The following is a 12,045-nucleotide window of genomic DNA, read 5'->3' on the forward strand; positions in this document are numbered from 1 at the left end:
CGTGAACGGGAGGGCATCCAGATGGACCTGACGGAATTCGGCCGCGACATCCTCGCACGGCAGTCGTTCAGCCGCCTGCTCGGCACGCGGCTCGAACGCTTCGACCGCGACGGTGTGGAACTGCGGCTGATGGTGCGCGAGGACATGCACCAGCAGCACGGCTTCACGCATGGCGGGTTGCTGGCCTATCTCGCCGACAACGCGCTGACCTTTGCCGGAGCGCTGGCCTTCGACGGGCTGCCGGTGGTGACGGTGGAGATGAAGGTGAACTATCTCCGTCCGGCAATCGGGCGCGAACTGATCGCCCGCGCCACGCTGCTGTCGGGCGGGCGCACGCAGTCGGTGAGCCGATGCGAGATCTACGTGGTCGGCGAGGACGGGGCCGAAAAACTCTGTGCCGCCGGCCAGGGCACCACCGCGTTGCTGCCGGAGAAGCGAAGCCCGAACGTCAATTGAGAGGTCTCATGCTGCGCAGGCTGATCGTCTCCCTCCTCGCCATGACCTGCCTGCCCGCGCTGGCCCGGCCGCTGCCGAGCGTGCCGGCGAGGTTCCATCTCGACGTGGTGACCGACCAGGTGCCGGATGCCCGCGAGATCGCGCTCGGGCCGCCGGGGGTGATCTTCGTCGGCTCGATGGACGAGGGTGCGGTGTATGCGGTGCGCTGGCGGCCCGGACAGACGGCGAAGGTCACCACCCTCGCCCGCGATCTCGCCGATCCGGCCGGTGTCGCCTTCCATGGCGGCGACCTCTACGTCTCGGCGACGAACCGCATCCTGGTGCTGCGCGACATCATCGATCATCTCGACGATCCGCCGAAGCCGGAGATCGCCGTCGATCACCTGCCGTGGAAACGCGGCGACCACTACTGGAAGTTCATCGCCTTCGGCCCGGACGGGCTGCTGTATGTGCCGATCGGCGCGCCGTGCAATGTCTGCGCGGTCGGCCACGATTACGGCAAGCTGATGCGCATGCGGCCCGACGGTTCGGCGCGTGAGGACATCGCCTACGGCATCCGCAATTCCGTCGGCATCGCCTGGCCGACCGGTGCGACCGCGCCGCTGCCGCTCTATTTCACCGATAACGGCCGTGACGGCATGGGCGACGACCTGCCCAGCGACGAGCTGAACCGTCTCGACCGCGTGGGACAGGATTTCGGCTTCCCCTTCTGCCACCAGGGCGACACGCCCGACCCGGATTTCGGCGCCGGCCACCCCTGCGCGGACTTCACCCCGCCGCTCGCTCGCCCCGGCGCCCATGTCGCGACACTCGGCCTGCGCTTCTATGACGGACCGATGTTCCCCGCCGCCCTGCGCGGCAGCGTGATCATCGCCGAACACGGTTCGTGGGACCGCTCCACCCCCTCCGGCTACCGCGTGGTCGCGATCCCCCTGCGGGACGGACACCCGGGCAGGCAGACGGTGCTGCTCGAAGCCCTTAGCGGCCTGACCCCCCTTGCCCGCCCCGCCGACGTGCAACCCTTGCCCGACGGCTCGCTGCTGATCTCCGACCAGCTCGACGGCCGCCTGTTCCGCCTCACCTACGAGGCTCCGTAGCACGGGCGCGAGGGGGCCTTTACAGCGCGCGGCCGGCTTTCTACGGATGCAAAACCCCTCGATCCGGAAACCGACATAGCCTTGTCCGAGCCCATCTCACGCGAGTCCGCGCTGCGTCATTCGCTGTTCGAGGACGCCTATGCGCTGGTGATCGGCTGTTCGCTGATCGTGCTCGGGCTGGCCTGCCTGCATCGTGCCGGGCTGGTGACCGGAGGGGTGGCGGGGATCGCGCTGCTGCTGTCCTACGTTCTCGGAGAGCCGACGGGACTGCTGTTCACGCTGATCAACATCCCGTTCCTGATCTTCGCCAGCCGCACGATGGGCTGGGCCTTCACCATCAAGACCTTCCTCGTCAGCAGCAGCATCACCCTGCTTGCCCTGGTGTTTCCGCGTCTGATGACGCTGGGCTCCATCTCGCCGCTCTGGGCCGCGTTCTTCGGCGGCACGGTGATCGGCATGGGCATCCTCTCCCTTGCGCGTCACCAGGCCGGCGTGGGCGGCACCGGGGTGGTCTGCCTGTGGCTGCACAGGCAGCGGGGCTGGAACGTGGGCAAGGTGCAGCTCTCGATCGACTGCGTGATCCTGGCGGTGTCGACCACCGTGATCGACCTGGCCCATGTCGCGCTGTCGCTGGTGAGTGCGATCGCGATCAGCGGCGTGGTGGCAATCTTTCACCGCCCGGACCGCTACACCGGCTACTGAGCCCCCGCCTCAGCGCAACGCGAAGCCGAGCGCGTCGAGGGCGGCCCGCAGTCGGTCGCGGCCGCTCAGCGTCTGCGGGCCGGCGACGCGGCGGATGGCGTCCTCGCTCCAGTCGCGGGCCGGCCGGCCCGCGGCCGCACTCGCCTCGGCAGCGGCGCGGCCATAGGCGGCGATGGCATCGGCCTCGCCCACGGGATCATAGCGGTCGTGATGCAGCACCACCGACGGCGGCAGGCGCGGCTTGATGTCGGGACGCTGGGCGGGATCGGGGATGCCGACCGTCATGCCGAACAGCACCATCGCCAGAGGTGGCAGGCCGGCGAGGTCCGCCACCTGCTCGGGATGGTTGCGCATGCCGCCGATATAGCAGGTGCCGTAGCCGCGATGCTCGAGGAAGGCGGCGGCGTTCTGCGCGCCCAGCGCCACATCGACGGCGCCGACGACGAACATCTCCAGCCAGTCGAGCGCCTCGGTGGGCTGCCCCGACGCCTCACCCATGCGGCGCAGGCGCGACAGGTCGAGCACCCAGAGCAGCAGCAGCGGCGCATCACGCACATGCGCCTGACCGCCGGCGAGTTCGGCGTAGCGGGCGCGCAGGGCCGGGTCGCGCACGGCGACGACGCTGAAACACTGCAGGTTCGACGACGTAGCGGCGGATTGCGCCGCGGCGATCGCGCCGTCGAGATCCGCCGCGGCCACATCACCCGCCGCGAAGGCGCGCACCGAACGATGGTCGAGCAGCGCCGACAGCATCGCGTCATCGGCGAGGGCCGAAAGATCGGGTGTACCGAGGGGTATGCGGGCGCGCAGCCGGTCATGCAGTGGATGGGGCAGGCTCATGCGACGAGCCTGACCTGCCAGCCGAGTTCGAGGCGCCCGCCCGGGGGAATGGCGACCACGCCCGGCTTGTCGCGGAACTCGCCATCGAATCCCTCGGGGCTGGCATGCCCACGCCAGGGTTCGATGCAGAGGAAACCGCCGCCGCGCTTGCTCCACAGACCGAGCGTATCGGCGCCGCGCCAGGCGAAGACCAGCGCACGGCCCCCGCCCTCATAGCGGACCGAAGTACTGGCCGGGCCGGGCAGGATCAGTGCGTCATCGTCGAACAGCGCCTCGTCGAGCGGCAGGATCGCGCCCTCGATGGGGCTCGGATGGGCGGTGGGCGTGAGCAGCCCGCCGGCGACGCGACGCACGGGTGCGGGCTCGGGGTGCTCGAACACCAGGCGGTGATCGGTCTTTGGCGTGCCCGGCACCAGCGGCCAGACGAAGGCGGGATGCGCGCCAAGCGAGGCCAGCAGGTCGGTGCCGGCCGCTTCGGGATTGATCGCGGTCATGCTGACCGACAGCGTGAGACCGTCGATCGCATAGGCGATGTCGAGCGCGAAGGCGAAGGGATAGATCGCGCGGCTGGCCTCGTCGTCGGTGAGCCGGAAGGTGCAGCGATCGGCGGCACGTTCGATCAGCGTGAAGCGGCGATCGCGGGCGAAACCATGCTGGGTGAGGCGGGTGCTGCGCCCGTCATGGCGCAGCGTGTCGCCGGCCAGACGGCCGACGATGGGAAACAGTACCGGCGCATGCCGCGCCCAGGCGGCACCGCCATCCCACAGCAGCTCGCTGCCATCGGGCGCGGTCAGCCGCACCAGCTCCGCCCCCTCGGCGGCGATGGTGGCGGACAGGCCGCCGGGAGCACTGATCTGGACATGATCGGGATCGGACATGACCCCGAGCCTGCCACAGACCGGGCGGCGGTCAAACCGCCCGGCGGAACCGATTACTTCGCGTCGGCGATGCCGGCATCCGCGTGCTGCTCGGGGGCAGAGGCGGAGTTCAGCAGCGTATAGCGCTCGATGCCGATCAGCTTGATGAGGTCGAACTGGCGGTCGAGGAAGTCGAGATGCTCTTCCTCGTTCTCGAGGATCTTCAGCAGCAGGTCGCGCGAGACGTAGTCGCGGACGCTCTCGCAATAGGCGATGCCCTCGCGCAGGTCGACGATCGCCTTCTCCTCGATCTTGAGGTCGCAGCGCAGCACCTCCTCGACGCTCTCACCCACCAGGATCTGGTTGAGGCGCTGCACGTTGGGCAGGCCGCCGAGGAACAGGATGCGCTCGATCAGCCAGTCGGCGTGACGCATCTCCTCGATCGACTCGTCGTATTCGTGCTTGCCGAGCTTGGTCACGCCCCAGTGGCGCAGGGTGCGGGCGTGCAGGAAATACTGGTTGATGGCGGTCAGCTCGTTGGTGAGCTGGGTGTTGAGGTGTTCGACCACCTTGGGATCGCGAATCATGACTGGGCTCCTTCATTCGTTGCGCGCACCGTAGCGAAGCCCTCCATCACCCGCAACCCATTGATATCATTTGCAGTTGAGAGTTGTTCGCGATTCCAGTTGAGAATGCGGTTGCGAATAATTCTCAGATATGGTGTCTTCGGTGGCGATGTATATCTGCTCCTGCAATGGCCTCACCGATCATGATGTTCGCGATGCAGCCTGTCATGGTGCCACCCGACCGGGCGAGGTCTACGCCCATCGGCAGTGCCGCGCGCAGTGCGGCAACTGCGCCCCCACGGTGCTGTGCCTGCTGCGCGAGGCGATCGCGGCTGCGCATCTGAACGCGCATCCCGCCATGCAGGGACGCGTCGCGCACGCTTGACCTTCGGGCGGGGCTGCCGCAAGCCCGCCGGGACATGTCCGCCCTCCCCGACCCCGTCCTGATCCACCCCGTTGGCCGGCCGATCGTCGGCCACGCGGCGCCGCCGGGGTCGAAATCGATCACCAACCGGGTGCTGCTGCTCGCCGCCCTCGCCACGGGCCGCTCGCATCTCACCGGCGCACTCAAGAGTGACGACACCACCCATATGGCCACCGCGCTGCGGGCGATGGGCGTGCATATCGACGAGCCGGCAGCGACCGAATTCACCGTCACCGGCAGCGGCGTGCTGCGCGCACCGGCCGCACCGCTGTTTCTGGGCAATGCCGGCACCGCGATCCGCTTCCTTACCGCCGCCTGTGCCACCGCGGAGGGACCGGTCGCGCTCGATGGCGATGTGCATATGCGCCAGCGCCCGATCGGACCGCTCGTCGCAGCGCTCGACCGGCTCGGCGTGCCGGCCGAGGCGGCCACGGGCTGCCCGCCGGTGCGCGTGCAGGGTCTGGGCGCGCACGGGCTGGCCGGTGGCCGCGTCGAGATCGATGCCGGGCTGTCGAGCCAGTATGTCTCCGCCCTGCTGATGCTCGCACCCCGTGCGCGCGCGCCGGTCGAGATCGCGCTGGTGGGCGGAGGCGACATCGGCGCACGCGGCTATGTCGAGCTCACGCTGGCGGCGATGCGTCGTTTCGGCGTGCAGGCCGAGACGGTCGACGCCGCATGCTGGCGCGTGCAGCCCGGCACCTATCACGCCGCCGACATCGCCATCGAGCCAGACGCCTCGGCCGCGACCTATCTGTGGGCCGCCGCCGCACTCACCGGCGGCACGATCGATCTCGGCCTGCGCGCGGAGGATTTCACCCAGCCCGACGCCGCCGCCCAGGCGCTGATCGCCCGCTTCCCCGAGTTGCCGCCGGTGATCGAGGGCAGCCAGATGCAGGACGCGATCCCGACGCTCGCGGTGATGGCGGCCTTCAACCGCGCTCCGGTGCGCTTCACCGGCATCGCCAATCTCCGCGTCAAGGAATGCGACCGCGTCTCGGCGCTCAATGAAGGGCTCAACCGCCTGCGGCCGGGTCTGGCGCGCGAGGCGGGCGACGATCTGCTGGTGTCAGGCGATCCCGCCCTGGCCGAACAGGTGGCGGGCGATGGCGGCGCGCGCATCGATCCGCGCCACGATCATCGCATGGCGATGAGCTTCGCCCTCGCCGGGCTGCTGATGCGCGGCGTGGCGATCGAGGATCCGGGCTGTGTCGCCAAGACCTGGCCGGGCTACTGGGACACGCTGCGCGCGCTTGGCGTGCGGCTGTCGGCGGCCTGAGCCTCGTCACTCAGGGCTTCGCGACCGACGGGCCACGCAGCACCTCGGCGCCGTCGATGATCGCCGCCGCGAGCCGGGCCGCCGGACCCTGGAGCCGCGCGGAGCGTCCATAGACGACGAAGGCGAGTTCGGGCGGCTCCGGCAGCCCCAGCCCTTCGGGTGCCATCGTCACCCCCGCCGCCAGCACCTGACGCGACTGCAGCGAGACGCCGAGGCCGGAGCGCACCGCCGCCAGCAGCCCGGTCAGCGTGCCGGACGTCCCCGCCAGCCGCCAGCGACGGCCCGCCGTGTCGAGCGACGCGATCGCCAGCCGCCGGGTGATCGAGGCGAGATCGTCATAGACCACGATCGGCAGCGGCGCGTCGTCGGAGGGCGCGGGGCGCGGATCGCCGACCCAGACCGGCCGCTCCCGCCACAGCAGGTGCAGCCGGCTCTCTTCGGCGCCCGGCGTGGCGGCAGGGACCTTGGCGAGTACGAGATCGAGCCGCCCGGCATCGAGCGACTGGCGCAGATGTCCCGACAGACCCACCGTCAGGTCGAGGTCGATCCAGGGCGACGCCTCGATGAAGCGCGACAGCAGCCCCGGCAGCCGGTCCAGCGTGAGGTCTTCGGAGACGCCGAAGCGGATCCGTGCCCGGCGCTCCGAGCCCGATCGCCAGGCGCAAATGCGGGTCTCGACGTCGAGGATCTCGCGGGCGAACCCGAACAGGGTCTCGCCATCGGCGGTCGGCTGCACGTGATGGGTGTCGCGCATCAGCAGCACCCGCCCGAGCTGCGCCTCGAGACGGGCCACATGTTGGCTCACCGTCGACTGGCGCAGGCCGAGCCGACGCGCGGCCTGCGTGAAGTGCCGGCTCTCGACGACGGCACAGAAGGAGCGGAGCTGGACCGGGCTGAGCATCGCACCTTCGTTTCGAACGGCACGATGTCATCACGAACCGTGATGACAGTGAAGCGTGGATCGGCGGCGGCGGCCGGTCCACCTCCTGTTCGGGTGGACAAACTGGAGGACGACACATGAGCAGGCAGGACGATTTGCCGACACCATCGCCGTTGTCGCGCCGGGTGATGCTGGGTGCTGCGACGCTCGGTTCGGCGGGGCTCGCGGCCCGCGCCCTGGCCGCGCCACGCGGGTTCGGCAATCCCGACGCGCCGGCCGAGGGACGCATCAATGCCGCCATCCCGGGTGCCGCGAGCAATCCGGGGCCGCAGAACCCGGCCCTTGCGGCGCAGTTTCCCAACACCGGGAACCCGCCGGCGACCGACATCAACGGGCTGCCGCAATTCTGGGCGTCGTTCAACAACGCCCATCTGCGCCAGCAGAGCGGCGGCTGGGCCCGGCAGGTCACGCAGGACGATTTCGCGATCTCGACGGAGATTTCCGGCGTCAACATGCGGCTGTCGGCCGGCGGCATCCGCGAGATGCACTGGCACCAGCAGGCGGAATGGGCGTTCGTGTCCAACGGCACAATCCGCATCACCGTGCTCGATACGAAGGGGCGCGCGCAGGTCGCCGACGTCAATGCGGGGGGCCTGTGGTATTTTCCCGCCGGCCTGCCGCATTCGCTTCAGGGTGTGGGGCCGGATGGCGGCGAGTTCATCCTCGCCTTCGACAACGGCCGTTCGTCGGAATTCAACACCCTGCTGCTGACCGACTGGATCGCGCATACCCCGCCGGAGGTGCTGGCGAAGAACTTCCAGGTGCCCGCGGACGCCTTCAGGAACATCCCGCTCGACAATCTGTGGATCTTCCAGGCCCCCGAGCCCGGGCCGCTGGCGTCCGACCAGCAGGAGGTGGGCGGCAGCGCCAACCTGCCCCCCGAAAGCTTCGTCTTCGACCTCTCGGGCATGAAGCCGACCAGGACCACCGCCGGTGGCTCGGTGCGGATCGCCGATTCAGTGACCAATTTCCACGCCTCGAAGACGGTGGCGGTGGCCGAGGTGCGTCTCAGGCCCGGAGGCTTGCGCGAGATGCACTGGCACCCGAACGCCGACGAATGGCAGTACTACGTCGAGGGCCAGGCACGCATGACGGTGTTCAACACCGGGCCCAAGGCGCAGACCGAGGATTTCCGCCCCGGCGATATCGGCTACATCCCCAAGGCGCTCGGCCACTACATCGAAAACACCGGCCCCGATGAGCTGGTGTTCCTCGAGATCTTCCGCACCGCCGAATATCAGGAGATCAGCCTCAACGACTGGCTGACACGCACGCCGAAAGCCATGGTGCAGGCCACGCTCAACATCTCGGCCGACACCATCGCGCGCTTCCCGCGAGGCATCCCTGACGTGCTGCCCGGATAGGTCGCGCCGCCCGGCGGAGGAGGCGACGTCGACCGGCGAGGATTGACCTGTACACGTTTTACTCGTGCAATGGTCTCGCCCTTTACGGGCCCACATAAAAAAGCACGCACCGGGAGACTTCCAATGAGCGCGACCCATCTCTCCGGGCAGGACACCCTGCTCGGCCGGAGTCAGGACGTATTCAGGCCTGCCGCACAGAATTCGACAACCACCTCGACGACAGCAGGCATGCAGGCGTTCAACCATGACGGTCTGGGATTCCTGACCGCGCAGACCGCGATCCCCGTCAGTCCGCTGACGCCGACCGTCACCGAGTTCCTCAATGCCGCGATCAGCGAATATGTCATCGGCGGCGTGCCGGCGGGGATGACGCCGTTCACCGTCGGCGGCCAGCAGATGACCTACTACGACACGCTGACCGGCGCGGTGGCCCATGCCTGGGTGAGCGCCGAACATCAGGTCGTGATCTCCTATGCCGGCACCACCGGCGGCGAGAATCTGCTGCTCAATCCGCTGCTGACGGCCGGCGGGCTCATCAGCGACCTGCAGATCTACAGCCAGCAGGTCTCGACCGCCCAGACCGAGTCGCTTGCCTTCGCGAGATCGGTCATCGCGGCGGCGAACGCGCAGGGCTATGCGAACAGCCAGATCTTCGTCACCGGCCATTCGCTCGGCGGCATCGAGGCCTCCTACGTCGCCCAGCAGACCGGGCTCGGTGGCATCGCCTTCGAGGCAACCGGCATTCCCGCCGCCAGCGGTGCGGTCGGCAAGGGGACGAACTTCGTCTCCGTGGTCACCGACGGCGATCCGGTCGGCAATTACAGCACCGACATCCAGGGCGAGCAGCCCTTCGCGCCAGCCTATGTGCCGACCTCACAGGGCGGTGGCAGCTACGCGCATTACGGCACGATCCTGCAGATCGGCAGTGCCGCCGACCAGGCGGCGCTGACGACGGCCGCAACCCTCACCACCAACCTGCTGACCTCCGTGGTGGGCGTGGCCGATCTGGTGTCGCTGATCGCCGAGTTCCATCTGCCGAAAAGCCTCTATACCGACCTCGACGTGACCGCGACCGGCAACCTGCTCGCGACCCTGCCGAGCAATATCGGGGTCGCCCATGGCGCGGTGCTGCCGGTCTCGGGCGATACGATCGGGCAGTTGCAGGCCTATATCTCGACCCACGCCACCACGACGGCCTGATCGCGTCACCCGCCTTCCCGGCATGGCGCGACGTTGCTAGAATGTTCACCATGCCGGTCACGCTCAGCCTGCCCGAGAACCAGCTCGCCATCCGCAGGGCCGCCGATCGGTTCTGCGCGCTCTCCGGTTGGTCGGTGCTGCACGAGATGGCGCTCGCCAACGGCCGACGCGCCGACATCCTTGCCCTGCGTCCCGATGGCGGCTTCGTCTGCATCGAGGTCAAGTCCGGCCCGCGCGACTTCCTGCTCGACGTCAAATGGCCCGACTACCGCGACTATTGCGACGAGCTGTATTTTGCCGTCGATACCGACTTCCCCGCCGGGCTGATCCCCGAGAGCGCCGGCCTGATCGTCGCCTGCACCCGCGACAACCACCCCGAGCCGGCCGAGCTGGTCCGCCCTGCCCTGCCCCATCCCCTGCCCGCCCCGCGTCGTCGCGCCCTGACGCATCGTTTCGCCATGGCGGCGGCCCAGCGCCTCGCCTTGCTCGAGGACCCCGCCATCACCGCCTCGCTCCGCGCCGCGCTCCGCGTCGAGTAGGCAGGGGCGCTGCCGACAGCGACGGAGGAGTACAGACGATGAGTGACGCATTACGGCGGCGGCTCGAGACGGGAGCTGCCGTGGTGGCCGAGGGGGCTGCGCTGGCGATGCGGATGCGCCCGCCGCCGGGCGGACCGAGCGGCACGCTGAAGAGCGCGCAGGATTACCTGACCGAGGCGGATGGCGCCGTCGAGGCGCTGATCGGAGCGCGGCTGGCCGAGCTGTTCCCCGCGGACGGATTCCAGGGCGAGGAAGGCGGACGCCAGCGCACCGGCACCCTGCGCTGGGTGGTCGACCCGATCGACGGCACCTCGAATTATGCGCGCGGGCGCGAGCGCTGGTGCGTGTCGCTGGGGCTGCTGGAAGGCGATGTGCCGGTGGCAGGGATCGTGGTGGCCCCTGTGCTGGACGAGACCTGGCTGGCGCTGCGCGGGGCCGGGGTGACGCTGAACGGGGTGGCGGTGCGGGCGGCGCCGACGCGGTCGCTGGACACCGCGATGATCGAGGTCGGCTGGGGCTCGAAACAGCCACCCGAAGCGTTCCCCCGCTTCATGGCGGCGATCCGGGCCGAGGGCGCGATGCCGCGATCGGGCGGTTCGGGCACGCTCGGACTGGCGGATGTCGCGGCCGGCCGGTCGGACGGCTATGTCGAGGCCTATATCAACCTGTGGGACGTGGCGGCCGCGCTCTGCCTGCTGGAGGAGGCGGGCGCGGTGGTGTCGCCATTCCTGCGCGATGGCGGGCTGGAGCGCGGCATCCCGATCCTCGCCGCAGCACCCGGCGTGGCGGAGCGGCTGTCGGAGATCACCGGCATCGACCTTGGCATCGACCTTGGCATCGACCTTGGCGGTCGGGTTGCGCAGATGCCGCGCTTCTGACTCAATCACCGCCCAGTTTGGCATCGCCCAATCCGCGGCCCCGACAGGAGACAGATCGCCATGAGACCTAATCTGAAACGGGGCCTGCGCCTTGCCTGCGCGGCGGGGATCGCCGCGACGCTCGCCGCCTGCCAGGACACCACGCGCTCGACGCAGGAACTGCAAGGCGAGGCGCAGCAGCTCGTCGACCGCTCGACGCTGACCGTGCAGGACATCCTCGCCTACAACCAGAACGGCGGCGAGGCGCAGCGCTTCCTGCGCAATGCCAAGGCGGTTCTGGTGTGTCCGAGCATCTTCAAGATGGGCTTCGTGATCGGCGGCTCCGGCGGCGGCTGCACGCTGCTGGCGCGCGGCGGGCGCGGCTCGTGGTCGGCGCCGGCCTTCTACCACATGGGCTCGGGCAGCGTCGGTGCCCAGGTCGGCATCCAGGATGCGGAGCTGGTGCTGTTCATCCTTACCCAGAAGGGGCTGCGGGCGATCGAGGACAGCCAGTTCAAGTTCGGCGGCGATGCGTCGATCTCGATCGCGACGATGGGCGCCGGCATGGAGGGTGCGACCACCGCCGCGCTGCGCGCCGACATCGTCGCGGTGTCGAAATCCAAGGGGCTGTATGCCGGGCTGTCGCTCCAGGGGAGCATCCTGAGCTCGAACAGCGACTACAACCGCGCCTATTACAACCAGCCGGTGGGCGCGGTGGACATCGTCGAGGCGATGCGGGTCAATAATCCGGGCGCGGACCCGCTGCGCTCGGCGCTGATGAAATTCGATTCGGTGGCGCCGCCGAGCTACCGGCCCGCGGCGGGCTCAGGCGCGGCCACGGATGGCGGCCAGCCGATGCAGCTGGCACCGCGCGGCAGCGTGCAGACCCAATCCCTCGCACCGCTGCACCGGTAGGACAAAGGATAA

The 12,045-nt window shown here is 69.2% G+C and carries 14 protein-coding genes; 10 read left to right on the forward strand and 4 right to left on the reverse strand.

What is annotated here, in order from left to right; all coding sequences use genetic code 11:
* Positions 1–21: 21 nt before the first annotated feature.
* The 3 genes from FHR90_RS06815 to FHR90_RS06825 all read left to right on the forward strand — a co-directional run bounded on the left by FHR90_RS06815 (position 22) and on the right by FHR90_RS06825 (position 2,255).
* The gene (locus FHR90_RS06815) at positions 22–456 is read left to right on the forward strand and encodes a PaaI family thioesterase (protein WP_176625806.1); all 435 of its coding nucleotides are present in this window, start codon (positions 22–24) and stop codon (positions 454–456) included.
* An 8-nt stretch (positions 457–464) separates the two neighbouring features.
* The gene (locus FHR90_RS06820; protein ID WP_176625808.1) at positions 465–1,553 is read left to right on the forward strand and encodes a PQQ-dependent sugar dehydrogenase; all 1,089 of its coding nucleotides are present in this window, start codon (positions 465–467) and stop codon (positions 1,551–1,553) included.
* An 81-nt stretch (positions 1,554–1,634) separates the two neighbouring features.
* Positions 1,635–2,255 carry a YitT family protein gene (locus FHR90_RS06825; protein WP_246330081.1) on the forward strand — a complete coding sequence of 207 codons (621 nt, stop codon included), beginning with the start codon at positions 1,635–1,637 and terminating at the stop codon, positions 2,253–2,255.
* A gap of 9 nt (positions 2,256–2,264) precedes the next feature.
* Here the strand turns inward: FHR90_RS06825 and FHR90_RS06830 are convergent, their stop codons facing one another.
* From FHR90_RS06830 to bfr, 3 genes are read right to left on the reverse strand one after another with little or no spacing between them, the layout of a single operon-like run.
* Positions 2,265–3,095, reverse strand: coding sequence for a nitroreductase family protein (locus FHR90_RS06830; protein WP_183274957.1), 831 nt, complete (start codon positions 3,093–3,095; stop codon positions 2,265–2,267).
* A complete protein-coding gene (locus tag FHR90_RS06835) occupies positions 3,092–3,973 on the reverse strand; it encodes an aldose 1-epimerase family protein (RefSeq protein WP_176625577.1) in 882 nt (293 codons plus the stop codon). Before FHR90_RS06835 ends, FHR90_RS06830 begins: the two co-directional genes overlap by 4 nt.
* Before the next feature lie 53 nt (positions 3,974–4,026).
* Positions 4,027–4,539: a bacterioferritin gene (gene bfr, locus FHR90_RS06840; RefSeq protein WP_176625579.1), complete on the reverse strand. Its 513-nt coding sequence runs from the start codon at positions 4,537–4,539 to the stop codon at positions 4,027–4,029.
* A 148-nt stretch (positions 4,540–4,687) separates the two neighbouring features.
* Between bfr and FHR90_RS06845 the strand changes: the two genes are divergently transcribed.
* The gene (locus tag FHR90_RS06845; protein WP_176625581.1) at positions 4,688–4,903 is read left to right on the forward strand and encodes a (2Fe-2S)-binding protein; all 216 of its coding nucleotides are present in this window, start codon (positions 4,688–4,690) and stop codon (positions 4,901–4,903) included.
* A 34-nt stretch (positions 4,904–4,937) separates the two neighbouring features.
* Positions 4,938–6,218: a 3-phosphoshikimate 1-carboxyvinyltransferase gene (gene aroA, locus FHR90_RS06850; protein ID WP_183274958.1), complete on the forward strand. Its 1,281-nt coding sequence runs from the start codon at positions 4,938–4,940 to the stop codon at positions 6,216–6,218.
* Between the two features lie 10 nt (positions 6,219–6,228).
* On the opposite strand, the gene FHR90_RS06855 is transcribed toward aroA, so the two are convergent.
* Entirely contained in the window at positions 6,229–7,119 is an 891-nt protein-coding gene (locus FHR90_RS06855; protein ID WP_183274959.1) for a LysR family transcriptional regulator, read from the reverse strand.
* Between the two features lie 116 nt (positions 7,120–7,235).
* Between FHR90_RS06855 and FHR90_RS06860 the strand changes: the two genes are divergently transcribed.
* The 5 genes from FHR90_RS06860 to FHR90_RS06880 all read left to right on the forward strand — a co-directional run bounded on the left by FHR90_RS06860 (position 7,236) and on the right by FHR90_RS06880 (position 12,033).
* A complete protein-coding gene (locus FHR90_RS06860; RefSeq protein ID WP_176623150.1) occupies positions 7,236–8,522 on the forward strand; it encodes a cupin domain-containing protein in 1,287 nt (428 codons plus the stop codon).
* Positions 8,523–8,645: 123 nt separating this feature from the next.
* Entirely contained in the window at positions 8,646–9,722 is a 1,077-nt protein-coding gene (locus FHR90_RS06865; protein WP_176623148.1) for a lipase, read from the forward strand.
* 50 nt (positions 9,723–9,772) lie between these two features.
* Complete coding sequence (locus FHR90_RS06870; protein WP_176623146.1) at positions 9,773–10,261, forward strand: MmcB family DNA repair protein; 489 nt, start codon at positions 9,773–9,775, stop codon at positions 10,259–10,261.
* A gap of 38 nt (positions 10,262–10,299) precedes the next feature.
* The gene (locus FHR90_RS06875) at positions 10,300–11,139 is read left to right on the forward strand and encodes an inositol monophosphatase family protein (RefSeq protein ID WP_176623144.1); all 840 of its coding nucleotides are present in this window, start codon (positions 10,300–10,302) and stop codon (positions 11,137–11,139) included.
* Between the two features lie 60 nt (positions 11,140–11,199).
* Positions 11,200–12,033, forward strand: a complete 834-nt coding sequence (locus tag FHR90_RS06880) for a lipid-binding SYLF domain-containing protein (protein WP_176623142.1) — start codon at positions 11,200–11,202, stop codon at positions 12,031–12,033.
* Positions 12,034–12,045 lie beyond the last annotated feature (12 nt).

It is taken from the genome of Endobacter medicaginis, from assembly GCF_014192375.1.
Taxonomy (GTDB): domain Bacteria; phylum Pseudomonadota; class Alphaproteobacteria; order Acetobacterales; family Acetobacteraceae; genus Endobacter; species Endobacter medicaginis.